This window comes from Bacillus sp. FAU20, from assembly GCF_056033865.1.
In genome coordinates, this window is sequence record NZ_JBVYHY010000017.1 from 148,214 (window position 1) to 173,287 (window position 25,074).

General features: G+C 35.0%; 27 protein-coding genes and 1 riboswitch. Of the genes, 15 read left to right on the plus strand and 12 right to left on the minus strand.

Features of this window, described 5'->3' with window-relative positions:
* The first annotated feature begins 32 nt into the window (after positions 1 to 32).
* From AC0OM3_RS13200 to AC0OM3_RS13220, 5 genes are all read left to right on the plus strand, one after another.
* Positions 33 to 1,469, plus strand: a complete 1,437-nt coding sequence (locus tag AC0OM3_RS13200; RefSeq protein ID WP_046946220.1) for an FAD-binding oxidoreductase — start codon at positions 33 to 35, stop codon at positions 1,467 to 1,469.
* On the plus strand, positions 1,466 to 1,999 hold the full coding sequence (locus tag AC0OM3_RS13205; RefSeq protein ID WP_000222367.1) for an MFS transporter: 534 nt from the start codon (positions 1,466 to 1,468) through the stop codon (positions 1,997 to 1,999). The genes AC0OM3_RS13200 and AC0OM3_RS13205 overlap by 4 nt, the downstream gene beginning before the upstream one ends.
* A gap of 78 nt (positions 2,000 to 2,077) precedes the next feature.
* Entirely contained in the window at positions 2,078 to 3,796 is a 1,719-nt protein-coding gene (locus AC0OM3_RS13210) for a DUF3981 domain-containing protein (RefSeq protein ID WP_000674037.1), read from the plus strand.
* Positions 3,797 to 3,913: 117 nt separating this feature from the next.
* Positions 3,914 to 5,149 carry a multidrug effflux MFS transporter gene (locus AC0OM3_RS13215; RefSeq protein WP_474212088.1) on the plus strand — a complete coding sequence of 412 codons (1,236 nt, stop codon included), beginning with the start codon at positions 3,914 to 3,916 and terminating at the stop codon, positions 5,147 to 5,149.
* A gap of 286 nt (positions 5,150 to 5,435) precedes the next feature.
* Positions 5,436 to 5,939, plus strand: a complete 504-nt coding sequence (locus AC0OM3_RS13220) for a hypothetical protein (RefSeq protein ID WP_000756514.1) — start codon at positions 5,436 to 5,438, stop codon at positions 5,937 to 5,939.
* 16 nt (positions 5,940 to 5,955) lie between these two features.
* Here AC0OM3_RS13220 and AC0OM3_RS13225 read toward each other — a convergent pair whose 3' ends face one another.
* Complete coding sequence (locus AC0OM3_RS13225; protein ID WP_001221554.1) at positions 5,956 to 6,423, minus strand: YusW family protein; 468 nt, start codon at positions 6,421 to 6,423, stop codon at positions 5,956 to 5,958.
* Between the two features lie 173 nt (positions 6,424 to 6,596).
* Here AC0OM3_RS13225 and AC0OM3_RS13230 point away from each other — a divergent pair, with 173 nt between their 5' ends.
* From AC0OM3_RS13230 to AC0OM3_RS13245, 4 genes are all read left to right on the plus strand, one after another.
* Positions 6,597 to 7,496 carry a helix-turn-helix transcriptional regulator gene (locus AC0OM3_RS13230; RefSeq protein ID WP_089149721.1) on the plus strand — a complete coding sequence of 300 codons (900 nt, stop codon included), beginning with the start codon at positions 6,597 to 6,599 and terminating at the stop codon, positions 7,494 to 7,496.
* Positions 7,497 to 7,513: 17 nt separating this feature from the next.
* Positions 7,514 to 7,705 carry a hypothetical protein gene (locus tag AC0OM3_RS13235; protein WP_089149722.1) on the plus strand — a complete coding sequence of 64 codons (192 nt, stop codon included), beginning with the start codon at positions 7,514 to 7,516 and terminating at the stop codon, positions 7,703 to 7,705.
* Positions 7,706 to 7,771: 66 nt separating this feature from the next.
* On the plus strand, positions 7,772 to 8,353 hold the full coding sequence (locus AC0OM3_RS13240; RefSeq protein WP_074593939.1) for a TetR/AcrR family transcriptional regulator: 582 nt from the start codon (positions 7,772 to 7,774) through the stop codon (positions 8,351 to 8,353).
* A 59-nt stretch (positions 8,354 to 8,412) separates the two neighbouring features.
* Positions 8,413 to 9,552, plus strand: coding sequence for a YhgE/Pip domain-containing protein (locus tag AC0OM3_RS13245; RefSeq protein WP_074593940.1), 1,140 nt, complete (start codon positions 8,413 to 8,415; stop codon positions 9,550 to 9,552).
* A gap of 40 nt (positions 9,553 to 9,592) precedes the next feature.
* Here AC0OM3_RS13245 and AC0OM3_RS13250 read toward each other — a convergent pair whose 3' ends face one another.
* The 4 genes from AC0OM3_RS13250 to proC form a co-directional block, all read right to left on the minus strand.
* The gene (locus tag AC0OM3_RS13250) at positions 9,593 to 11,233 is read right to left on the minus strand and encodes a peptide ABC transporter substrate-binding protein (protein WP_000731089.1); all 1,641 of its coding nucleotides are present in this window, start codon (positions 11,231 to 11,233) and stop codon (positions 9,593 to 9,595) included.
* Between the two features lie 405 nt (positions 11,234 to 11,638).
* Positions 11,639 to 13,279: a peptide ABC transporter substrate-binding protein gene (locus AC0OM3_RS13255; protein ID WP_474212070.1), complete on the minus strand. Its 1,641-nt coding sequence runs from the start codon at positions 13,277 to 13,279 to the stop codon at positions 11,639 to 11,641.
* 131 nt (positions 13,280 to 13,410) lie between these two features.
* Positions 13,411 to 13,515, minus strand: a riboswitch (SAM riboswitch).
* 152 nt (positions 13,516 to 13,667) lie between these two features.
* Positions 13,668 to 14,501, minus strand: a complete 834-nt coding sequence (locus tag AC0OM3_RS13260; protein WP_474212072.1) for an aldo/keto reductase — start codon at positions 14,499 to 14,501, stop codon at positions 13,668 to 13,670.
* A 1-nt stretch (position 14,502) separates the two neighbouring features.
* A complete protein-coding gene (proC, locus tag AC0OM3_RS13265) occupies positions 14,503 to 15,306 on the minus strand; it encodes a pyrroline-5-carboxylate reductase (protein ID WP_000956253.1) in 804 nt (267 codons plus the stop codon).
* A 186-nt stretch (positions 15,307 to 15,492) separates the two neighbouring features.
* Between proC and pnuC the strand changes: the two genes are divergently transcribed.
* Positions 15,493 to 16,143: a nicotinamide riboside transporter PnuC gene (gene pnuC, locus AC0OM3_RS13270; protein WP_474212075.1), complete on the plus strand. Its 651-nt coding sequence runs from the start codon at positions 15,493 to 15,495 to the stop codon at positions 16,141 to 16,143.
* Positions 16,144 to 16,210: 67 nt separating this feature from the next.
* Here pnuC and AC0OM3_RS13275 read toward each other — a convergent pair whose 3' ends face one another.
* From AC0OM3_RS13275 to modA, 3 genes are all read right to left on the minus strand, one after another.
* Positions 16,211 to 17,062: a GRP family sugar transporter gene (locus AC0OM3_RS13275; protein ID WP_000353544.1), complete on the minus strand. Its 852-nt coding sequence runs from the start codon at positions 17,060 to 17,062 to the stop codon at positions 16,211 to 16,213.
* Between the two features lie 300 nt (positions 17,063 to 17,362).
* Positions 17,363 to 18,037 (minus strand): molybdate ABC transporter permease subunit, encoded by a 675-nt coding sequence (modB, locus tag AC0OM3_RS13280; protein ID WP_474212077.1) that lies wholly within the window; start codon positions 18,035 to 18,037, stop codon positions 17,363 to 17,365.
* A gap of 5 nt (positions 18,038 to 18,042) precedes the next feature.
* Positions 18,043 to 18,849, minus strand: coding sequence for a molybdate ABC transporter substrate-binding protein (gene modA, locus AC0OM3_RS13285; RefSeq protein ID WP_048534854.1), 807 nt, complete (start codon positions 18,847 to 18,849; stop codon positions 18,043 to 18,045).
* Between the two features lie 160 nt (positions 18,850 to 19,009).
* On the opposite strand from modA, the gene AC0OM3_RS13290 reads away from it, so the two are divergent.
* Positions 19,010 to 19,930, plus strand: coding sequence for a substrate-binding domain-containing protein (locus AC0OM3_RS13290; protein ID WP_474212089.1), 921 nt, complete (start codon positions 19,010 to 19,012; stop codon positions 19,928 to 19,930).
* A gap of 114 nt (positions 19,931 to 20,044) precedes the next feature.
* Here AC0OM3_RS13290 and AC0OM3_RS13295 read toward each other — a convergent pair whose 3' ends face one another.
* Together AC0OM3_RS13295 and AC0OM3_RS13300 are read right to left on the minus strand one after the other, a co-directional pair.
* Positions 20,045 to 20,146: a DUF3948 family protein gene (locus tag AC0OM3_RS13295; RefSeq protein WP_001060017.1), complete on the minus strand. Its 102-nt coding sequence runs from the start codon at positions 20,144 to 20,146 to the stop codon at positions 20,045 to 20,047.
* A 254-nt stretch (positions 20,147 to 20,400) separates the two neighbouring features.
* Entirely contained in the window at positions 20,401 to 21,267 is an 867-nt protein-coding gene (locus AC0OM3_RS13300; RefSeq protein ID WP_000423031.1) for a LysR family transcriptional regulator, read from the minus strand.
* Between the two features lie 127 nt (positions 21,268 to 21,394).
* On the opposite strand from AC0OM3_RS13300, the gene AC0OM3_RS13305 reads away from it, so the two are divergent.
* Complete coding sequence (locus tag AC0OM3_RS13305) at positions 21,395 to 22,363, plus strand: DMT family transporter (protein WP_016119004.1); 969 nt, start codon at positions 21,395 to 21,397, stop codon at positions 22,361 to 22,363.
* Between the two features lie 21 nt (positions 22,364 to 22,384).
* The gene (locus tag AC0OM3_RS13310; RefSeq protein WP_098211847.1) at positions 22,385 to 22,525 is read left to right on the plus strand and encodes a YrzO family protein; all 141 of its coding nucleotides are present in this window, start codon (positions 22,385 to 22,387) and stop codon (positions 22,523 to 22,525) included.
* A 60-nt stretch (positions 22,526 to 22,585) separates the two neighbouring features.
* Here AC0OM3_RS13310 and AC0OM3_RS13315 read toward each other — a convergent pair whose 3' ends face one another.
* Entirely contained in the window at positions 22,586 to 22,681 is a 96-nt protein-coding gene (locus tag AC0OM3_RS13315) for a DUF3948 family protein (protein WP_001060007.1), read from the minus strand.
* 337 nt (positions 22,682 to 23,018) lie between these two features.
* Here AC0OM3_RS13315 and AC0OM3_RS13320 point away from each other — a divergent pair, with 337 nt between their 5' ends.
* Positions 23,019 to 23,624 carry a lysophospholipid acyltransferase family protein gene (locus AC0OM3_RS13320; RefSeq protein ID WP_474212082.1) on the plus strand — a complete coding sequence of 202 codons (606 nt, stop codon included), beginning with the start codon at positions 23,019 to 23,021 and terminating at the stop codon, positions 23,622 to 23,624.
* A gap of 72 nt (positions 23,625 to 23,696) precedes the next feature.
* On the opposite strand, the gene AC0OM3_RS13325 is transcribed toward AC0OM3_RS13320, so the two are convergent.
* Positions 23,697 to 23,792: a DUF3948 family protein gene (locus AC0OM3_RS13325; RefSeq protein ID WP_001060007.1), complete on the minus strand. Its 96-nt coding sequence runs from the start codon at positions 23,790 to 23,792 to the stop codon at positions 23,697 to 23,699.
* 305 nt (positions 23,793 to 24,097) lie between these two features.
* Between AC0OM3_RS13325 and AC0OM3_RS13330 the strand changes: the two genes are divergently transcribed.
* Positions 24,098 to 25,074 (plus strand): LacI family DNA-binding transcriptional regulator (locus AC0OM3_RS13330; protein ID WP_001273890.1); only part of this gene is annotated, 977 nt, incomplete at its 3' end.

Consider the following 25,074-nt stretch of genomic DNA (forward strand, 5'->3'; position numbering starts at 1 on the left):
TCTCTTTTTGTTGCTAATAAGGAGAGTGTCCTTTGAAAAAAAGAAAGATAGCAGTGGTCATTGTCGCATATACGGTTTTGCTTGCAACGTCTGTACATACGTATAAAAAACAAATTGATCATCCTATTATGAGTGATGTAGGTAAATTGCTTCCGACAAAAATAAAACGTGTTGAAAGTGCTACGGAAGAGCACTCGTTAATAAAATTAGTGCGAGATGCAAAAGTTTCAGGAGAGAAAATTTCCATTGCAGGCATGCAACATAGCCAAGGAGGACAGACATATTATCCGAATGGCACGATGCTCGATATGAAAGGATATAATAAAATATTAGAATTTGATCCAGAGAAGAAGCGGATTACAGTGCAAAGTGGTGTCACCTGGAATGATATTCAGAAGAAAATAAATCCTTATGGCCTTGCGGTACAGGTCATGCAGTCTCAAAATATTTTTACTGTTGGCGGTTCATTAAGTGTAAATGTACACGGGCGTGATATTCGTCATGAGGCACTGATTGATACAGTAGATTCATTTAGATTGTTAATGGCAGATGGCACGGTACGTAATGTAAGTAGAGAAGAAAATGCAGAGTTATTTCCATATGTCATTGGGGGTTACGGTTTATTTGGAGTTATTTTAGATGTGACGCTGAAGTTAACAGATGATGAATTATATGAAATGCACACGAGAATGATAGATTATAAAGAATACGTATCTTATTTCAAAGAGAAAGTGAAAAGAGATGAGAATGTTCGTATGCACTTAGCGCGTATTTCTGTTGCTCCAAATTCATTTTTAAAAGAGATGTATGTGACAGATTATACTTTGGCACAAAATCAAAATATGAGAGAAGAGTACAGTGAATTAAAGGAAGAAAATATTATAGCTGTACCGAAATTTTTACTTGGGTTATCACGTTATAGTGATTGGGGAAAGAATACATTTTGGGATATACAAAGAGGTTATTTTGAACGTACAGATGGAAAGTATGAGACGCGTAATAATGTTATGAGATCAGATAGTGCTTTTATGGAATATGAAAATCCAAATAGGACCGAAGTGTTACAAGAATACTTTGTGCCTATAGATGCTTTCACAGAGTATATAGATGATTTACGTAACGTATTAAATGAAGAAGAGTTTAATTTACTCAACATTACGATTCGTTACGTGGAAAAGAATGAAAATGCAGTTTTGTCCTATGCGAAAGATGATATGTTTGCGCTGGTTCTTTTGATTAACCAGGGACGCTCAGAGAGTGAGATAAAGAAAACAGAGGATGTCATTCGCAAGATGATTGATGTTACTTTAAAGCATAACGGTAGTTACTATTTGCCGTATTATTCTTATCCAACGAAAGAGCAGTTAAAGAGGGCATATCCTCGTATTGAAGAATTTCTCAAGAAAAAGAAGGAAGTAGATTCAGAAGAGAGATTTGTGAATTTATTTTATAGGGAGTATACGAAATGACATATAGAAGATTTGTGGCCTCGCAAAGTATCATCATGATGGCAGGAAGTATGGTATTTCCTTTTTATATATTATTGCTTCGAAACGTTGGAAATAGCTTCTCGCAATTTGGCTGGGCGTATGGCTTATTTGCTTTAACATCAGCACTTGTATATCCACTAGTGGGGAAGGTATCTGATCAAGTAGGTGATAAAAAATTATTAATCATATACGCTTGGTCCATGGCAATCTTAATGCTTTGCTTTCCAATTGCCACGGAAGTTTGGCATGTGTATATTCTTCAAATTGTAATGGGCGTTTTAGGTGCTGTGCAGCGTAATACTGAGAAGACTTCGTTAGCACGAAAGGTTGCGCAGGAAAAGGCTGGTTATGAGATTGGAAAATACCATGTGTGGACATCCATTGGCGGAGCAGTAGCGGTTATTGCCACGGGATATTTAGTAGATTTCTTTACGATTGGTACAATTTTTTATATTGCATCTATTCTATATGTAGTGAGCGGGATTGTATTAAGTAGTAAAAAAATATAACTATTCCTATTTTCACCTTAATACCCTTTATTTGTTATACTAAAAGGGAATACAAAAGAAAAGGGGACAGTGCCTTTGATGAAATTTGTAGTTTTAGCTATTCTTACTTTGTTTTTGATTCCATGGACAAGAAGTAGTAGTAAGCTTCGAGCAGTGGATAAGAAGGGAGATAAGAAGATTGTAAAGGGTAAGAAATCATCTATTTTAGTTATTCCTGTTTTATTTTGGATAGGTATTGCAATCTATGAATACTTTTGGCTAATTGATGATCGAGTAGATTCGATTCTTACTCATTATTCTGTTGCAGTAGCAATTTTAATTGGGCTTGTTTTATTTTCACAAGATCAAATAGGGAAATTAGAAGGTACATTAAAAGGACTTCTAATGTTTATTTTACTCGCAGGTTACGGCTACTTTGGTTATTTGCACGATATAGTAATCTCGCAAAAGAAATATGATTCTGTTGTTAAGGTAGAGAAAGATATTTCAGAGCCATTTACTGAAAATGACCAGCCGTTTACAGTGCCGCCAAAGACAGCGGAGAATAAGATGAAAAAAGTATTTGGTGATATTCCAAAAGTAGCTTATTTTGAGCTAGGAGAATTAACGCCACAAATGGTAAACGGCGAGGCTTTATATGTAGCGCCGATTGAAGTTTCAGGATTTTTTAAAGCGCGTAAAGCTGAGACAATTCCAGGGTACGTAACGATGTCAGGTACGAATCCTGATGCGGAAGCGAAACTGCACCTCGGTTATAAAATGAAATATGTGCCAAGCATGTTTTTTGGTAATAATTTAGAGCGTGTGGTAAGGCAAGCAGAACCAAATTTAATCTTTAAAGGAAAACCTAAATTTGAGGTTGATGATAAAGGAAAACCATATTATACAATGACGTATGGTGAATTTATTTCAGGAAGATCTGGATTTGAGGTAGAAGGTGTTGTCGTAGTAGATGCACAAACAGGTGAAGTGAAAAGATATGATAAAGGAAAGGCACCTAAATTTGTTGATGGTGTATTAAATCATGAGACTGCATCTACGTTAAATACGTACTTTGGTAAATATATTCACGGATTTTGGAATACGAAATTCTCACAAACAGATATGAAAATTCCGACTGAGTGGGGAACGAAAGAAGGCGTGACCCCGATTTTTGGTAAAGATGGAACACTGTATTATTTTACAGACTTTACTTCTCCAAAAGAAGGAGTAGATTCAGCTCTAGGCTATTCATTAGTAGATGCACGCACAGGCAAGCTATATTACTATAATGGAAAAGAAGTAAAGGGGATTATGGATGGTTCAGCAGCTACAGAAGTAGTAGATAATTCCTTTAAGAGAGAGAAATGGCATGGGACAATGCCTGTCATTTATAACGTATACGGTAAACCAGCTTGGATTATTCCGGTTGTTGATGACGGAGGCCTAGTACGTGCGCATACAGTTGTATATGCTGCTAATGCAAAAATATTTGCAACAGGTTCTTCGCAGAAAGAAGCGCTTGAGAATTATAAAAACGTAATGAGCGGTAATGGTGATACATTTAGACCAACCTCAACAGGAAAAGAAGCGCAAAAAGAAGGTATTGTACAACGTGTATATAAAGAAAAATCAGGTGAAAATACAATCGTGTACGTACTTTTAGAGAATGAACAAAAGGTATTTATGATACCAGTGAAGAAATTCCCATATGCTATGTTTACAGAAGTAGGAGACCCAATTCAAATTACATATTTAGATACGGGAGAGACGATGGCCTCAGTATCTAAATTTACGAATAGCAATGTGAAAAAGTAAAGCGATAGAATTTCTATCGCTTTTTTTACATTATGAAAGAGGAAAATGCAATGTACTTGACGTATGTTTATGATGTAACTATAATTGTTACGATTCGGTGTGTATAGGAAAGGGTGAATTGGAAAAGTGAATGAAGTTAATCACGAAATATATAAACCTGTAAAGGCAAACAGGTTATGGATGATTCTTGTATTAGGAACACTTACGGCGATTGGGCCATTATCTATTGATATGTATTTGCCTTCATTACCGAAGTTAACGGATGACTTGCAAACAGGTGCATCCCTTGCGCAACTTACATTGACAGCTTGTTTACTTGGGCTTTCAGTAGGACAATTATTTGTCGGTTCGATTAGTGATATTTACGGAAGGCGCAAACCTCTTATTATTGCACTTATTATTTATGTAGCTTCTTCTTTACTTTGTGCTGTTGCGCCATCTATTTGGACATTAGTGTTATTGCGCTTCCTACAAGGAGCTTCAGGATCAGCCGGAATTGTTATATCACGTGCAATGGTAAGAGATATGTACTCAGGTTCTGAAATGACGAAGTTTTTCTCACTGCTTATGTTAGTAAACGGAGCAGCACCTATTTTGGCACCAATTATTGGAGGGCAATTGTTACAGTTTACAACGTGGCGCGGTGTCTTCATCGTCCTTGGGGCAATTAGCATATTCATGTTAATCTCAGCTACTTTCGTATTGCGCGAAACATTACCTCCTGAAGAAAGAGAAACGGGTGGTTTGTCAGGGACTTTGGCGACGTACGGGAAATTGTTAAAGGACCGTCTGTTTATGGGATATGCATTGTCACAAGGATTAGTAACAGCGGCAATGTTTGCATACATTTCGGGCTCACCATTTGTGTTGCAGAACATATACGGAGCATCACCACAGCAATTTAGTTTATTTTTTGCGATTAACGGCATCGGTATTATTATTGCTAGTCAGGTAACGGGTCGTTTAGCGGGGAAAGTAAATGAGAAGACATTATTTGTTGCGGGTATTATTATCGCAGCTGTTGGTGGTCTATCTTTACTACTGACAATTGTATTAGGAATAGGTTTAATTGGTGTTTTATGTTCGTTATTCCTTGTCGTATCAAGTGTCGGGGTTGTATCAACAACTGGGTTCTCATTAGCGATGAGAAATCAGAAGCAAGCTGCAGGAACAGCATCAGCTTTATTAGGTTTATTACAGTTTATTTCAGGAGCTCTTGTTGCTCCGCTAGTAGGTATCGGTGGAAGTAATACAGCATTACCGATGGGTGTTGTTATTGCGCTTTGTGAAGTAGGAGCAGTGTTATGTTATCTATTTATGGCTAGAAGAAGTGAGAAGCAGTTTGAACTGTAACAAAAACAAAATCTAGAGGCTTAACAAAAAAGAACTGATTCAAAGGGAATGTTTGGATCAGTTCTTTTTTTCATTTCTTTGAAATACCTCATACAGTTTTGTAAGGTGATGTAGTAAAGCATTGCAAAAGTTATTTGTATAAAGTGACGATACTGTGACAAACATGTTGGTATATATATTACGATGTCGTCTTAAGTGTAAAAAGTAGGATGTTCTCGGTATAATAACAAGTGGAGATAAAAGAAACTATAATGAGTAATAGTTGTAGATAAAAGGAGAAGAAGAGATGAAGAAGGTTTTGGGTATTGCCGTAATGGGAGGAATGCTCCTTCTAGCAGGGTGTAATGGAAATAAAGATACGAAAGAACCGAAAGAAAAGGTAGAGCAATCTACAGAACAAACAGAAGAGATGAAAGAATACCGTGCAGTACATGAAAAATATGATTTGAAAATGAATAAAGAAATTAATAAAGCACTGCAGTTATTTGAAGTAGCAAAAGAAAAGGGCGGTAAGGAAATAACGACTGCTACATATAAAGAAGATGTGCAAAAGGTAACAACGAGCATGTTAGAAGATATTGATCATATACGTAAAGAAATTCGTGTGCCGAAGTCGAAAGAGCAAGAACATGAAGTATATATTGGTTTCTTGAATGAATCGGAGCAAGCGATGAAAAAATTACAGAAGTTAGCTAAAGAAGAAGATTCATCGTTGATTCGTGATATAGAAATTAATTTTGCAACAGCATCGACATACTATAAACGTTTTCAAGCAGAAACGAAAAAATAACCTTGCCTGTGCAAGGTTATTTTATTTCTCTTTTGTATTCTTTTTTCGTTCCATCAGAGAAGACAACTTCTAAATCGAATTTTTGATAGTCTTTATCAAGTTTGAACACGTTCACTACTTGATCGATTACTTCTTGGTCAGGAGTGTCTTTATCAAATTTTAATTCTTGTAGAAGTGGGCTTAATTTTGTAATAGCCTCGTCACCTGTAAACTTTGCATTTGTTTTATGATCTTCAAGCTTTGCTTCCATTTTCTTATCAGCCGCTACATTTTTATAATCAGCTTCGTAGTCTTTCTTCGTATCTTCATAGTCTGCATCTAAACTAAATTCATTAAAGTTTAATTTTAAATCTGCAGGAGCCTCATTTTTTGCTTCTTCAGTCGTCTTTTTATTAGAAGTTGTGTCTTCTTTTGCAGGAGCTTTACATCCTGTTAATGCAGGTACTAGCATAAGAGCTAATAAAACTGATAGTAGAATTCTCATTATAAATTCCTCCTTATGTAAATTCGTTCTATACAAGTTTTTCCCAAAAACATGTAATTATGTATGTGTTGAAAATAAATTATTATTCTGCAGTCACAAGGGCTAATCCGCAATTTAAATCAAAAACGATTTGTATGTATATGGTAAATTGAAGTTGTGAGGGAGGGACTAAAATGCATGAAGAATATAAAGAGATAATAAAAAAATCAATTGAATATATAGAGAATCACTTACATGAGGAGCTTACAACAGAAAGAGTGGCATCTCACAGTGCAGTATCGATGTACCATTTTCATCGCATCTTTCAAAGATATGTTGGGATGAGTGTAACGGATTATATTCGAAAGAGAAGGTTAACTCATGCTGCACAAGTTTTAGTGTCAACGGAGAGAGCTGTTATTGATATTGCAGTGCAATACGGTTTTTCCTCACAAGAGGCATTTACGAGAGCTTTTAAAAGAATGTTTCAATTGCCACCAAAGAAATATCGAAAGTACTTCCAGTCATTTTATATAGAAAGAGAGGGTGTTTCAATGCAAAAAGGTATACCAAAAGGATGGATCTTAAGTGGAAGTCATCCTGCTGAATATGAGATGGGTTTAGATTATGAAGTTGTCCATCAAGGAAAAGTATCTGCATACATAAAAGCAAAAGAGAATGTTACGCACGGAGGATTTTCGACATTAATGCAAATGTTCAGAGCGGATAAATATGTAGGGAAGAGATTACGTTTTACAGCATTTGTTAAGAGTGAAAGCGTAAGAGATTGGGCAGGATTGTGGATGCGAGTAGATGGAAAAGATACAGAACCGCTCGCTATGGATAATATGCAAAATCGCCCCATTAAAAATACGAATAACTGGCAATCGTACTCGGTTGTATTAGATATACAAGAAGGAGCGCTTGGTATTGCATTTGGTGTTTTATTATCAGGGGAAGGTTGTGTGTGGCTAGATAGTATTCGATTTGATGAAGTAGATGAAAAAATTCCTTCAACAGATTTGGCAGAGAACTTTTATGAAACACTTTTAGAAGAACCGGTGAATCTACAATTTGAAGAAGTAGAAAAATAAAAACAAGGAGAAAAGATATGTTCAAATATGTAAAACTAATAAGTATTAGTATAGTAATATCGTCTTGTATTATGGGAATTAATTATTTAGTTAGCTATCTTTGGTCAGGGCATATACCTTCTTTGACGTGGAGAACATATTTGATGTTTATGTTTATATTTATTATGAGTTTTAATTCTGTGCAAAAAGAGGGAGAAGAGGATTATTGACAATAATTAGAAAAGGTATATAATCTAAATGTAAGTGATCACTTGCATTAGGGAGAGAGGTTTTTTATGGCGCGCTCAAAGACAGCAGAAAAAATTATTCAAGCAGCAATTGAATTAGTGAAAGAAAAGGGATATACGGCGGCAACAACGAAGGAAATTGCAATGCGTGCTGGTGTTAATGAAGTAACGATATTCCGCAATTTTAAAAGTAAAAAGGGTGTTATTGAAGCGGCGGTTGCTGAATTTTCATATGTCCCGCATTTAAAACATTTTTTACAAACAGAAATTGTATGGGAATTAGAAACGGATTTAAAGAACTTAGCGAGGCATTATCATAAATTTTTAGATAGCATAAAAGACATTATTTCTATCGGTATACGTGAGGCGAGGGAATTTCCTGAATTAGATGAGGAAATCTCCAAAATTCCAAAAGGGTTAAAAGAAGAATTAATCATATATTTTGCTGAAATGCAGGAACAGGGAAAGGTTATTCATACAAATATTGAAGCGCAAGTAATGAATTTTATATGGATTAATTTTGGTTACTTCTTATCTAAATTACGTTTTGAAAACCGACTTATGGAAATCGATGATGAGAAATTTATTGAGAATAATATAGTTTTATATGCTAGGGCTTTAAGACCCTAGTATTTATTTAAAAACAAAATGTAAGTAAGTACTTGCTTGCTGTACGGGAGAGCGGGAAGATGGATACATTAAAACAGTTTTTAAAAAGACCAGGTACGTATATTGGAATGGTAGTAGCGCTATCGTTCCAACTTGTTTTCTTTTGTGTTTGGTTAACGGCATATGATGGAGTGAATGAAAGGGCAGACCAAATGCGTATTGCTATTGTGAATGAAGATGGAAATATAGGTAGTAAAATAGCAGAAGGCTTACAGAGAAGTTTACCATTTCAGGTGAAAGCAGAACAGTCTGTGGAAAAAGCAAATAAAGCAATGAATGACCATGTATACGATATGATTATTGAAATTCCTGCTTCTTTTTCAAAGGATATAAATGAAACAGGAAAATCAAATTTAAACTTTCACATTAATCAAGCGAATGCCATGATGGCAAAGCAACTGATGGAAGGAGCCGCAAAACAAATCCGAGACAATGTAAATAAAGAGATAACAAGTTATAAAAAACAAGCGATTGTGGGGAAATTACAAGCTGTAGGGCCTGAAAATGTAGAAGTAATAAAAGGGTTAAACGAAGATTCAATTAGTTTTACAGTGCATAGAGTAAATGATGCAAAAGGATTTTCGGTTAACATGGTACCACTAATGATGGTATTAGCTTCATTTGTAGGAGCCATGATCATGAGTATGGAACTATCAAAAGTTGCAAAGGAAGTAAAGAACGGTTGGAGTAATTTTGTATCAAGACAGGTTATTAACAGTATAGTATCAATTTTACTTGCATGTATTACAATTGGTTTGATGAGAGGATTTCAAATTGAAATACATGAAGCAGTATGGAGTATATGGATGTTTCAAGCGATAGTCTTCTTCGCCTTTCTTTCATTAACACAAATGTTCATAGCTGTTTTCGGAAACGCAGGTATGATTTTTAATATTATCTCGCTATCACTACAACTTGTAAGTTCGGGTGTAATTGTACCGCATGAAATGCTTTCTAAAACATATCAAACAATGGGTGAAGTATTTCCCGCAACATATGCAGCAAATGGCTATTATACAATAATATTTGGGGGAGTTAGTCTAGAGAAAAATATTATTTCATTATTAGTCATTATATTAGTTACGCAATTGGTAGCGGTAATTACTGTATCTATAAAAGGAATAGTAAAGAGAAGAAGTCATGTAGTTAAAGAAGTATAAAATAAAAAGGTATCCTGTGATTGGATACCTTTTTATTTTATTATTTTGCAACTTCTGTCCACTTGTAGTTAAATTCACCGCCGAAGTCAGTTGTTACAAGCCCTTTAATGAAAGAGCGTTGTAGGTAAGAACGACCTTGTTGGTATAAAGGAGCGACAGCACCGTCTTGTAATAGAATTTTTTCAGCTTGCTTCATTGCTTCAAAGCGTGCTTTTTCATCGCCAGCTAAATCTGTTTTCACTTTATGAATTAGCTCATCGTACTCTTTGTTAGAGTATTTATCGAAGTTATAAGCACTATCTGTTGTAAATAAATCTAAGAATGTAATTGGATCAGCGAAGTCAGGGCCCCACCCGTCAATACCAATTTCATAGTCACCACTTAATAGTAGTTTCAACTGTTGTTTGCGTGGTTGCGGTTTTAAATTCACTGTTAATCCATCTAAGTTTTTTTCTAATTCACCTTTTAAATATTCACCAGTCTTTTTAGCTAAAGCATTATCACTTGTTAATAGTTCGATTGTTACTTTGTCAGTACCAAGTTCTTGTTTTGCTTTTTTCCAATTTTCTTTCGCTGTTTTCACATCATCCTTGACTAGATTTCCATTTTCTTTACGGAAGTCATTGCCTTCTGGGCTCTTTGCAAATTTCGCAGGAACCATTCCTTCAGCTGGAACAGCGCCGTTATTTAAGATTGTTTCTACGTAAGCTTTTTTATTCATTGCGCCGTTAATAGCAAGGCGTGCATGTTGATTTTTTAATGTTTCATTTTTCTGATTTAGTCGTAAAAATTGAATGCCGACTTCAGCGCGTTCCTTGAAGTTTGGATCGCTTTTATATTTATCAACAAACTCTGCAGTTAAAGCAACACGATCAATTTGTCCTGAATCATATAAGTTCACTTCTGTAGACTTATCTTTAACGACATTGAAGTTGATTTCTTCTAATTTTACAGTTTTAGCATCCCAATAGTTAGGGTTTTTCTTCAATTGGAAGCTTTGTTCATGTTTCCAGTTCTCTAATGTGAAAGCACCGTTGTAAATTAAATGATTTGTTTCTAAACCATATTTATCGCCTTGAGACTTTAAGTACTCTTCATTAATTGGTAAGAATGTTGAGAATGTCGTTAAGCTTAAGAAGTAGGGAACAGGACGGTCTAGTTGTACTTCTAACGTTTTGTCATCAACAGCTTTGACCCCTAGTTGATCAATTGGCAATTGTTTTTGGTTTATTTGTTTCGCATTCTTTATATCGAAGAATAAGAATGCGTATTCAGCTGCTGTATTAGGATTTACAGCACGTTGCCAAGCGAAGGCAAAGTCCTTTGCTGTAACAGGAGTACCGTTTGACCATTTTGAATCACGCAGATGGAATGTATATTTTGTTTTATCGGGACTAATGTCAACCGACTCAGCGACGCCAGGAACCGGTTTATTATCTTCTCCCATTGCATATAACCCTTCAAAAACATTGCGCATTACGTTCATGGATTCCCCATCCGTTGCTTTTGCAACATCCATTGTTGGAATTTCTGAAGCGAATGATAAGTTAATTGCCTGTTTATCAGGTGCTTTATCGTTTGCTTTCGCTCCGCTTGCATTATCTTTATTTCCCCCGCAAGCAGTTAGTAATAGACTTGCCCCTAAAACAGATGCAACAACAGGTACAACTTTTTTCTTCATTGTTCGTTCCTCCCTAAATGTGTTGTTCGTAACGTCATAATGTCCGTGTCTTGAAGTGGCTATAGAAGGAGATAAAACCTATTATAAATATTTGTTTATAGGTAATCATGTGTTCTATATGTATATACATGTTGAACTATAATCTATCGTTATGTGTTTCAACGTAGTAGACATTATATTTTGATGGTGAAATATTTTGTTTCTTTGATTATTTAGAATATTAGCACTGGAAAGAACTATATGTCAATAGTAAAAATAGATTGTTAATTTCTTAGAATAATATATTAAAAAAGCAGATTCTCATGTGTGAGAGAACCTATTTTTAATATATTTTGCTAAAAAAACAATTGGTGTGGGCTAATAATAAGTGGGGATGAAGAACCCCCCACTTATTAAAGTTTCACTTTATTTTTCAATTTTTGCCCACTTGAAGTTTAATTGACCTGCAAAGTCTACTTGCACAATTCCTTTCACATAAGAACGTTCTAAATAAGATTCGCCTTTTTGGTAAAGAGGAGCGATAACAGAGTCTTTAAATAATATTTTCTCGGATGCTAGTAATGCTTCCCAGCGAGCTTTTTCATCACCAGCTAAAGTTGTTTTCACTTTTGCTATTGTTTCATCGAATTCCTTATTAGAGTAATGATCTAAGTTATAAGGGTTATTCGTTGTAAATAGCTCAAGGAATGTAATTGGATCCGCAAAGTCAGGGCTCCAGCCATCAATTCCGATTTCGTAGTCACCTTTTAATAAAAGCGAAACTTGTTGCTTACGCGGTTGCGGTTTTATATTTACTGTTAATCCATCTAGATTCTTTTCTAGTTGTCCTTTTAAGAATTCACCAGTTTTCTTATCAAGGTCAGCATCACTCGTTAATAATTCTAATGTTATCTTTTCCGAACCAAGCTCTTGTTTAGCTTTTTTCCATAACTCTTGTGCAGATTTTGTATCAACTTTTGTTAAATCGCCGTTTGCAGTACGGAAGTCTTTTCCTTCAGGTCCTTTTGCAAAGTTTTTTGGAACGAGACCAAATGTTGGTGTAGATCCATCATTTAATAACGTATTTACAAAGGATTTTCTATCAATTGTTTGATCAATTGCTTGGCGTGCAGAAACGTTTTGAAGCACTTTGTTTTGTTGATTCATACGTAAAAATTGTACGCCTACGTTTGGACGTTCTTTAAAGTTAGCATCCTTTTTATATTTATCGACGAAGTCAGATGTTAGTTTTATACGATCTAATTGTTTTGACTCGAATAAATTTACTTCTGTTGATTTTTCTTTTACGACGTTAAAATTGATTTCTTCTAGTTTGACAGTATCTTTATCCCAATAGGTAGGGTTTTTCTTGAATTTAAAGCTTTGTTCGTGCTTCCAATCGCTTAGTGTAAAAGCTCCGTTGTACAAGATTGTATTATCTTCTAAAGCGTACTTATCACCTTGTGCTTTAAAGAATTCCTCGTTAATTGGTAGAAATGTTGGGAACGCTGTTAAGCTAATAAAATACGGAACAGGACGCTCCAATTCTACCTCAAACGTATGGTCATCAACTGCTTTTACACCAAGTTGGTCGGCTGGAAGTTCTTTGTTGTTAATTTTTGTTGCGTTTTTAATATCAAAGAATAGAAATGCATATTCAGAGGCTGTTGCTGGATCTACGGCTCTTTGCCAAGCGAACACAAAATCTTTAGCTGTAACAGGAGTGCCGTTTGACCATTTTGAATCTCGCAAATGGAATGTGTATTTCGTTTTATCGCCACTTACTTCATGAGATTTTGCAACACCAGGAACAGGTTTGTTACCTTCACCAAGATTATACAAACCTTCAAATACGTTTCTCATTACTTGACCAGAATCAGTATCTGTAGCACGAGCCGTATCCATTGTTCGTATTTCAGTAGGTGAAGATAAGTTTAAAACCTGTTTACTAGGTGCCTCGTATTTTGCATTTGCTCCGCTTGTTTCGTTTTTATAACTACCGCAACCAGTTAATAAAATACTTACTCCTACAACTGATGCAATACCGGGTACAAACTTCTTTTTCATTTGATTTTCCTCCTAAATAATTAAGTTTGGATGATGATGAGGGAAATGAAAATAAAAAATCCCTCTTTTCATATTGAGAAAGAGGGATTTTTACGTACAAGTTATGCACCCGTATATAAACGAAGTCCCTCATTCTATCTTTCAAGCATAAAGCTTGCAGGAAGTGGCACAGTATTCAAAATGAACCTGTTGCCGAGGTTTCAAAGGGCCAGTCCCTCCACCTCTCTTGATACAATGAGTAAACGAATAAATTTTATTAATTTTTGTTTTTCTTTGATAATTCAAAATCTTACACCTTGAATAATGAAGTGTCAACTAAATGAAATATAGTTTAAATTTTCAGTTTTATTAAATGAAAAAACCACTGCATATGGCAGTGGTTTTTCTACTAGAAGTTAAAGTTATCTGGATCTGGACCAACGCGACGATCTTCATTTAAAGCTTGAATTGATTTCATATCATCAGCACTTAATTCAAAGTCGAAGATGTTTGCATTTTCAATAATGCGATGTTCTTTAATTGATTTGGGAATTGTTACAACTTCGTTTTGTAAATCCCAGCGTAAAATAATTTGCGCAGTTGATTTATTATATTTTGTCGCAATTTTTTGTAACGTTGGATTATCTAGTAGTTGTCCTTGCATTAATGGTGACCAAGCTTCAAGCTGGATATTATGTTCTTTACAGAATGCATGTAACTCTTCTTGTGCTAAACGTGGGTGGTATTCCACTTGGTTGACCATTGGCTTAATTTCAGCAATTTCAAATACGTCTTGTAAGTGGTGAATGTGGAAATTACTCACACCGATAGCGCGAACACGGCCATCTTTATAAAGTGTTTCTAATGCTTTCCATGATTCAGTATATTTCCCTTTTACAGGCCAATGTACTAAATATAAATCTAAATATTCTAGACCTAATTTCTCTAATGTAGTTTCAAATGCTTGAAGTGTTGTTTCATATCCTTGATCGCTATTCCATACTTTTGAGGTAATAAATAATTCTTCACGTGAAACACCGGATTCACGAATCGCTTGCCCAACGCCTTCTTCATTTTGATAGATTACTGCAGTATCGATGCTACGGTAGCCATTTTTAATTGCTGCTTTTACAGAATCAATTACTTCTGAACCATCTTCTACTTTAAAAACACCTAAACCAAACCAAGGCATTTTTACACCGTTATGTAATGTTGTATAGTCTTTTAAACTTGTTAAAATCATATTATTTCCCCCTAGCTTTTTTGTTTGTTGCTTCTACTGCTTTTTGAATTGCCTCTGAAAAATTATATTCGTATAAAGTTTTGAGACCCTCAGCTGTGGAACCACCTGGCGTTGTTACTTGTTCGCGAAGGTTAGCTGGATTTTGCGTTTGTTCAAGCATAGAAGCAGAGCCAGAAATCATTTGAATGACAAGATGTTTTGCGGTTTCTTCATCAACTCCATAACTTTTTGTTGCTTCAATTAAGCTTTCAGCAAAGTAATAAAGGAAGGCTGGTGCACTTCCAGTAACTGCAGTAAGCTGATGAACTTCTTCCTCAGTACAAAGTTGCGAAGTACCAATACCTTTTAAAAGTAGTTGCAGGGTTTCTTGATGTATCTCGTTTACTGATTGTCCCATTGTATATAAGGAGATAGACTTTCCAATTTCAGCAGCTGTATTAGGCATAATCCAAGCAACAGGCGTGCCTTTTGGGAGTCTAGCTTCTAAATAAGATGGTCCAATGCCAGCTGCTACTGTTACGACTAGTTGATTTGATATTAACGGAGATAGCTCAGCTAATAACTCTTCATGAGCAGAAGGTGGCATTGCTAAAACAACCGTATCAACAGATGTAACATGCTGTTTCCAATCTGTTGTAGTAGACACATTATATCGATGTTGTAACTGTTTTAGCTTTTCTATGTTGCTTCGGTTAGAGACGATAATTTCTTCGATGTACTCTTTGCTTGTTTTAAGTAATCCGGAAAATATAGCTTCTGCCATACGACCGGCACCAATAAATAAAATTCGATGTTTAGTTAGCATATCCTTTATTCCTTTCTAGTAGAGATATGTTATAAAAACGATATCATCTTTAAGAGAATTTTGTAAAAAGAAAAGACTTATCGTAGATGGAATGGATAATGAGGAGGAGGAAATTCATGGTAAAGGAAAGGGCTATTCCTTATACTGGTAATAGGGAATTTATTACACATCTAGGGAGAGATAAATATGGTTAGAAGTCCACTTTTTTTACTTGTTTCTAGTATTATTTGTGTATTAGTTGGATTGTATATTCAATCGAGTTATATTGAAATTTTCGCATCAATTATGGGAATCATTAATGTTTGGTTATTAGCGAGAGAAAAAGTATCCAACTTTTTATTTGGCATGATTACTGTTGCGGTATTTCTATACATTTTTATTACACAAGGTTTATATGCAATGGCAGTATTAGCCGCTTTTCAATTTATATTTAATGTATATGGTTGGTATTATTGGATTGCACGAAGTGGGGAGGGAGAGGTAAAAGCAACAGTTCGTTTAGATTTGAAAGGGTGGACTTTTTATATAAGTTTTATTTTAGTTGCTTGGATTGGTTGGGGTTATTATCAAGTCCGTTATTTAGAGTCAACAAGTCCATATTTAGACGCTTTAAATGCCGTATTGGGACTAGTGGCTCAATTTATGTTAAGTCGAAAAATATTAGAAAACTGGCATTTATGGATTTTATATAACGTAGTTAGCATTGTAATTTATATTTCTACTGGTTTATACGTCATGCTAATATTAGCTGTTATTAATCTCTTTATATGTGTAGCTGGTTTGCTAGAGTGGAAGAGCAATTATAAGGGACAAGAACATACAAATAACTATATATAGAAAATAATTAGAATTGAAAAACCCCTGAAGCACATATGCTCCAGGGGTTTACTAATAGAATATAAGATTATGCTTTTGTCATACCAAGTAATACAGCGCCGCCAATAATTAAAACACTACCGAGTGCAATAAAAATCAATTGACGTTTTGTTTTCTTTTCACCTAAGAATACAATCGCACCGAATGTTGAGATAACGATTCCAGTTTGAGATAATGGGAAGCTTGTTGCTACTCCAACACGTGGTAATGAAAGAAGTAAGAATAAGTTTCCAGTTCCCCATAGTAAACCAGACAAAGCATTACGGATTGCATATTTGTTAAATGGTTTATGTTTAGACGTCAGTACAACCGCACCAACAAACATACCAACTGCTTGTGGTAAAATAGCAGACCAACCATCGATATTATACCAACGAATAATAATTACATATACAAGATAGCCGAAAGTAGAAACAATTAAAGTAAGAAGTCCTTTTTTCAATTGTCCAGGTGGCTGAGCATTTTCTTTATCATCTAATGATGTGAATACAACACCAACTACGATTAATAGAATTGCAATCGTTCCCAGAATGATCGTTGTAGTAGTAGTCCACTCACGGAAAGCGATAACCCCAAAGATAGAAGTTGCAACAAGTTGCATACCAGTAGAAATCGTTACAGTAGTTGAAACACCTAGTTTTTCAACTGTTTTTAATTGGTTTACTTGTCCTAAAGCCCAGAATAAACCTGAAATAAAACCAACAATTAAGATTGTCATTGTTAAAGCTGGTTGAGTAAATACATACATAATTGTTGCGAAGAATAGAGCACCGATTGTCATACCTACCGTTTGGCTATATGCACCACCGCCCATTTTTACGCTTACTAATAAGATGTTTCCCCATGCAATTGCAGGAAGAAGCGCTAATAAAATGTCCATTACAAGACTCCCTTCGGTTTGCTATACCAATATAGTTACATATCGTTCTAACGATCGGTAATGCCCCACTAATAGAGTAGAAGATTACCGATCGCTAAAACAGGATGAAGAATTCACGATATAAATGCGTTTTCATTTCTTCATTTTTTGAAACACCTCCATATAATAACAGGAAATTGCCTATTTTAGAAAGTGAATTCAAATAAAATGTATATTTAAATAAGAGGTAAAATTCAGTTATTTCCCATTGGTATATTTTATTTCCTAAGAAATAAAGAAGCAGCTTCGACAAAAGCTGCTTTAAGAGTTAGTGATTCTTTTATTAATAAGTTGAATACATAGTAGAAATATGAGTGACATACCAATAGTAATAACTACAAGTGTCCAGGCGAGTTGCATATTACTTGCATCAATAGCCATGTAAATTGCAGTTGGGATTGTCTGTGTTTTACCAGGAATGTTCCCGGCAAACATGAGTGTAGCACCAAACTCACCGAGCGCGCGGACAAAGCTCAAAATCATCCCGCTTAGTAAGGCAGGAAATGCGAGTGGAAGTGTAACGTGCAGAAAAACTTGATATTCACTTGCGCCAAGGTCACGAGCACTTTCTTCAATTTGTACGTTTGCGATAGAAAATCCCGTTTTCGCTGATTGGTACATAAGCGGAAATGCAACAACTGTAGAAGCGATGATCGCAGCAGTAGATGTGAACATAATAGACTGCTGAAATAATGATTCAACCCACTTTCCGATTGGGCTGTTGTTTCCAAATATGATAATGAGAAAGAAGCCGATAACAGTTGGTGGAAGTACCATTGGTAATAAAAATATGGTTTCTAATAGTACTTTATATCGCCATGAGGAGCGAGCTAGTGCTCGCCCGACAATCGTCCCTAAAATTGTAACGAGAATAGTGGCGCATGCAGCTACTCTTAAAGATAGAAAGACAGGCGATAAAATAGCATCAATGCTCATAGTAATTACGACAGGACTGTAAATCCATATTTCTTAAAGATAGATTGTGCATCTTTTGACTGCAAATACTCATAAAATGAAGTCGCCTCTTTCTTATGTTTAGATTCCTTTATAACACCTAAAGGATAGTGGATTGGCTCATGAGAAGTAGCTGCTGCTGTCTCACCAATCTTTACTTTATCCGAAATGAGAGCATCTGTTTTGTATACGATACCAGCATCGACATTCCCTGTTTCTACATATGTTAACACTTGGCGAACATCTTTTGTAAATACGACTTTATTTTGAACATCATTCCAAAGGTTTTCGTGTGTTAGAGAAGCCTTTGCATATTTGCCAGCAGGTACAGATTCAGGTGTACCAAGTGCAATTTTTTTGATTTTCTCATCTTTTAAATCTTGAAATTTTGTAAGAGAACTATCTTTAGGGATGACTAGAACTAGTTCATTTCCAAGAAGATTTTTCCCTTCTTTTTCATTAATGAATCCTTTTTTTACAAGGGTTTGGAATTTATCTTCTGCTGCTGAGAAGAATAAATCAGCAGGTGCACCTTGTTCAATTTGTTGTTGAAGTGCTCCAGAAGCACCGAAGTTAAAAGAAAGTTTGATATTTGGCTCTTTTTCTTTATATTGTTTTTCGATTTCTTTTAATGCATCTTGTAAGCTTGCAGCAGCTGAGATAGTCAGTTCAACTGTTTTATCCTCTTTAGCAGCTGACTTTGTATGCTTTTCCCCACTTGTACAAGCAGCGCTAAATATAAGAAGGAAAGAAAGTATAAGTGCCCCGATGGAACGTAATATAAATTTATTCATAAAAAAATCCCCTTTCATTTTGACACATCTAATTATAACTAAATATAACTAAATATAACTAGTTATAATTGAATATAATTTGAACATATGTCTATTTTTAAAAAATAGGAGAAATATTCTTTTCTTTGTTACAATGAAAGGAGAAAGTGAGGAATCGTCTATGGATCATCATTCCTACACAACGGAAGAAGTAGCAAAGCGATTAAAAGTATCAAAATTAACTGTATACGACTTAATTAAAAAAGGAAAACTTCCTTCTTATAGAGTTGGTAGACAGATGCGCATTGATGCAGCAGATTTAGATCAATATATAAAGCAAATGAAAACAGGAAAAGTACAAGTTAATCCTGTAAAAAACGATGGTAGTAGTATCTTGAACACGTGTATTATTAGTGGTCAAGAACTAACGTTAGATATGTTAGCTAAACGTATAGAAAATCGTTTGCCAAGTTCTAATGTTTTAAGAGCGTATCAAGGTAGCTTAACGAGTTTAGTGAAAATGTATCAAGGAGAAGGAAGTATCGTTAGTTTGCATTTGTTTGATGGTGAAACGGGTACATATAATATTCCTTACGTAAAACGTATTTTAGTAGGACAGCCATGTCTTATGATTAATTTATTGTCCAGAAATGTAGGGTTTTATGTTCAAAAAGGAAATCCGAAGAAAATAAAGACATGGGCTGACATATCCGGGTCCACTATAAAGTTTGTGAATCGAGAAAAGGGTTCTGGTATTAGAGTGTTAGTGGATGAACAATTACGAATCCAAAAATTAAATAAAGCTGATCTTAGTGGATATGAATGGGAAGAGTCGAATCATCTTGGTGTTGCCACGCAAGTTGCAAATGGAAAAGCTGATGTAGGAGTAGGTTCAGAAAAGTTTTCGCAAATTGTAAATGTGGACTTTATTCCAATCATGAAAGAACAGTATGATTTAGTAATTTTGAAGAATAAAGAAAATGAAGAGCTGATTGAAGTTGTGAAAGACATTCTGCAATCGGAAGAATTTCATAATGAATTAAATGCGATTGGCGGATATGATATTACGAAAACAGGTCAAATTGTATATGAAATAAAGTGAAACTTTAATCAGTGGGGGTCTTACTGCCCATTAAAGCGGGACAAACTAAAAAGCTGCTTGTCTATAAGACGAGCAGCTTTTTCTATATATAAAGGGGTTTGGGGAAACAAAGTGTTAAATAAGACCTTGAGCAAGTGTATAAATGAAAGCCGTAAGAAGAGTAGCTCCACTTGCAAGTCCGATAAAGTCTGATTTGTTGAAAGTAATGTTGTTCATTATAATCTCTCCTTATTTGTTTAATGTAGTTGCAACAGCTTTTGCATCGACAAGTGCGGATAGCACCATGCCCATTGTATTTAAAAATTTATTTGATTTCATATTGTTCATCATGCGTATCCGCTCCTTTTCGAATTGTTGTTGCCCTGCTTATGTCTTAATTATAGGGAATATGGCTACTTGCAACTATCGAATTAGCTTACGAAAGACTTACACTTTTGTAAGAAAAAAAGACATTCATGTAAGAATGTCTTTCACAGCATATTGATATGATGATGGTCTTCAATTGTTTTTAAAAAACTACGCATTGAATTTGTCATATAGCTATCTTTACGGCGTATGAAAACCGTTGAAATACTGCCGTATTTTTCAGGGATTGCATGACAATGTACCTTACCTGCTTTAGAAAGATGATGGACAGCAGACTGTGGTACGAGTGTAATTCCGAGACCGAGTGCAACACTGTTTAATATTGTCTCTAATATATTGAATTCCATAATTCTTTTTGGTAGCAAACCTTCATCTTTAAGCCAACGTTCTAGTTTGGAGCGGTATCCACATCCTTGGTTAAAAACGAGTAGAGGCGTTGTTGTAAATTCTTCTATATGAAAGGCTTTATTTTGTGTTATAAGCATTAATTTCTCTGTACTAACATCGTATTGTTCGATTAGTGGATGTTTAATAGGACCTGATATAAAGGCGCCATCTAATTGATGATCAAGTACTTCTCTAATTAATTCTTCTGTTAGACCCGCTTGTAATGATAAATCGACATTCGGATAGCTTTTATAGTAAGAAGATAAAATGGTAGGCAGTGTACTTACTGTTTCGACTGTACCGATTTTTAATATACCAGAAGGTGTTTCGCTATCTAAAAATACTTGTTTTAGTTCGTCGACATCTTGCAAAATTTTACTAACATAAACGAGCATTTTTCTTCCTTCAGCTGTTAAAGTCATTCCTCGTTTATGGCGGTAAAAGAGTGGGGTTTTTAATTCGTTTTCTAGTTGTTTAATACGTGCAGTTACATTTGATTGTACATAATTTAATTCCTTTGCTGCGCTACTTACACTCCCCTGATCGGCAACGCTTTTAAAGATTTGTAAGTCTCGTAATTCCATTTTGTAATCCCCCTTGATGTTAACTATCATTATAAATGATAGTTAACATCATTTTGAATCATTTTACGTGATATATTTTTTCTTTTACAATTCTCTTTGTGCAAATAGAAAGAAACGGGGGATTGCGGTGAGGAGAGGTCAAATGATAATAGGGGCTTTAGCGTGTTTAATTGCGAGTATGTCATGGGGAGCGATGTTTCCAGTTGCTGATCATGCGCTAGAATACATAGATCCATTTTATTTTTCGCTTATTCGCTATGGAGCAGTGGCGATAATGCTGATTGTATTGTTGTTAATGAAAGAAGGAAAACAGGCATTTCGTTTAGAGGGAAGAGGAAAGTTACTCGTCTTTTTTGGAACGATGGCATTTACAGTATATAATGTCCTCATATTTTTAGGGCAAATGTTGATGGGTAAGTCGGGTGTAATGGTAGCTTCCATTATGGAAGCACTTATGCCGATGATTTCTATTTGTATTTTATGGGGATATAAGCATATAAAACCGAAGAAGTATATGATAACGAGTATGGTTATTGCTTTTGTAGGAGCTGTGTTTGTTATTACAAAAGGTGACATGAGTTTCTTTGTAACATTGAAAGATAATATGTTCCCATTAGCATTTATATTTATTGGTGTTGTAGGCTGGGTTATTTATACGATGGGTGGTCAAACTTGTAGTGATTGGTCAACATTACGTTATTCTACGTTGACGTGTGTATTCGGTACGACTGTTACAGCGATTATAACGGTAATTATTACGTCGCTTGGATATATTTCAGTTCCGAGTATGGGAACGATTTCTATTGTGAAATATGATTTGTTATTTATGATGACATTGCCAGGTATTGTAGCGCTACTTGCTTGGAACTATGGTGTGAAAATTTTATCATCCATTAATGGGATTTTATTTATTAATTTTGTACCAATTACGACTTTAGCTATTATGATGATGCAAGGGTATCAAATCACAATGTTTGATATTATAGGGACTGTACTTGTTATTGCAGCGCTTATTCGCAATAACGTTTGTCAGAGAAAAGAAGAAAATATAAATAAGAGAGTTTTACAAGAAGAACAATTACGTCAAGCTGTTTAATAGGAAAATGGAGGATTTTACATGTTAGAAAGTTTATTGTTTTTCTTCGCCGTGGGAGTTGCCTGTGAGCTTGTAGCAATTAATCGAAATGGTCGTAAAAAGATAAAACAACAAGCTGAGCTGATACAGCTTTTAAAAGAATTGAAAGAAAGAAAAAATTAAAAAGACGACCGGGCATAGACGGTCGTCTTTTTCTATATAAAGGGGAAAGGGGACACAAAGTTATACAAGCGTAGCAGCGTAAATAAAAGCAGTAAGAAGAAGAGAGCCGCTAGCTAATCCTAAAAAGTCTAATTTGTTAAAAGTGATGTTATTCATAATGAGTTCTCCTTACTTGTTTAATGTATAAGCAACAGCTTTTGCGTCGAAAAGAGCTGATAATACCATGCCCATTGTATTTAAGAAATTGTTCGTTTTCATATTGTTCATCATATCAATCGACTCCTTTTCGAATAGTTGTTGCCCTGTTTCTGACTTAATTGTATGAAATATAGTGAGAAGTAACTATCGAATTAGCTTACAAGAAAATTACACTTTTGTAAGAATTGAAATTTAACAATTCATACTTATTTTTATTACCAACTCCTAAAACTTAGTGTTATAATTGTTGTAAGAATATGATTATACTTCGGATGTTTAGAAAGGAACGAAATAAATGTATAAACCAATTACATTTTTGTTGAAATATATATTTAAAACAGCTGGGAAAGTAGAAGTGCAAGGAAGAGAAAAGCTACCAGAAGGTGGTCCGTATGTTGTTGCGTGTACACATACAAGTTTTATGGATGTATTAATGTTAGCTACAGGGATGTACCCAACAGAGATTCATTACATGGCAAAAAAAGAATTATTTGAAGGGAAATTCAAAAATTGGTTCTTTAAAAATGTAAATGCATTCCCTGTAGATCGCGCGAATCCGGGACCGAGTACACTTAAAATTCCATCACGTTTATTAAAAGAAGGAAAGGTAGTAGGGATTTTTCCGAGTGGAACGAGATCAGCGGAAGATGTTTCATTAAAAGCGGGTGCTGTGACAATTGCGATGCGTTCTAATGTACCTTTAGTGCCGGCAGCTTATGTTGGTCCATCAAGTGTAAAAGAATTAATAAAGGGGAAAAGGGCACAATTGATTTTTGGAGATCCGATTCAAATTGAGGCTGGAGAACAAATAGATCGAAAAACCGCTATGAAAATTATGACAGATCAATTAAATGAGAAGTTTGAGGAGTTAAAAGAAGCTTTGCAATCAAATCAAAAATAAGAAAAGACGACCGGGCATAGACGGTCGTCTTTTCTATTACTATTTATAATAAAGGGGAAAGGGGACACAAAGTTATACAAGCGTAGCGGCGTAAATAAAAGCAGTAAGAAGAAGCGAGCCACTAGCTAGTCCTAAAAAATCTAATTTGTTAAAAGTGATGTTATTTATAATATATTCTCCTTACTTGTTTAATGTAGAAGCAACAGCTTTTGCGTCGATAAGAGCGGAAAATACCATGCCCATTGTATGTAAGAAATTGTTCGTTTTCATTTTGTTCATCATATTAATCCGCTCCTTTTCGAATGGTTGTTACCTTGTTTCTGACTTAATTGTATGAAATGTTGCGGAAAGTCACTATCGAATTAGCTTACAGAAAAATTACACTTTTGTAAGAGAAACGAATGAAGGTGTAATGATAAGAAGATTTGACATATGTTCATGAGATTCATTAAGTTAAAGATAGAGGTGAGTGTATGGCTAATATTAAAGATATAGCAAAGATAGCGGGAGTTTCAGTTACGACTGTTTCGAGAGTGTTGAATGATCACCCATATGTAAGTGAAGAAAAAAGGAAAGCGGTTATAGAGATAGTTGAGAAATTGAATTACTCGCAAAACGCAAATGCTGTTCATTTATCAAAAGGAAAGACGAATATTGTTGGTGTGATTTTACCGTATATTAATCATCCGTGTTTTGATGCGATGGTGAGCGGAATGATGGAGATTGCGTTAACTCATAATTACAGAGTGTTACTTTGCCAAACGAATTATAATAAAAAAGAAGAAATGAAAAGTTTACATATGTTAAAAACAAAACAATTGGATGGTCTTATTATTTGTTCACGTGCAAATGATTGGGAAACGATAGAACCGTATGCTTCTTACGGCACAATAATTGCTTGTGAAGATAATGATATTTCAAACATCTCAAGTGTATATACGAATCATTCAGCGGCCTTTCAATTAGGAATGGATTATTTGATTGAGAAAGGTTATAAAAAAATTGGTTATTGTACGGGAAGAAAATTAGGGCCGAGTAGTCAAAAGCGTTTTGATGTTTATAAACAGCGATTGCAATCTATAGACGAAGAGGTTAATGAAGAATGGATTTTTACAGAATGTTTTACACTAGAAGATGGTGTAAAAGTGGCTCATAAGTTAAAAGAGATACAGGATCTTCCTGAAGCATTAATAGTAGCAGGTGATGAAGTTGCGATTGGGGTTATGACAGAGGTTGAAAAACTAGGGATTCAAGTTCCTGAGGATTTAGCGATTATTGGCTTTGATAATCAACCTATCTCGCAAGTGTTACAATTGACAACTATTGATCAAAATTTAAAGGAGATAGGGAAAACTGCTTTTGAAATGTTGCATAGAAAAGTGAATGACGAGAGTTCTAAACAAGAAAAGCTGGAAATTCCATACGAACTTGTGGAACGCTCTACAGTTTA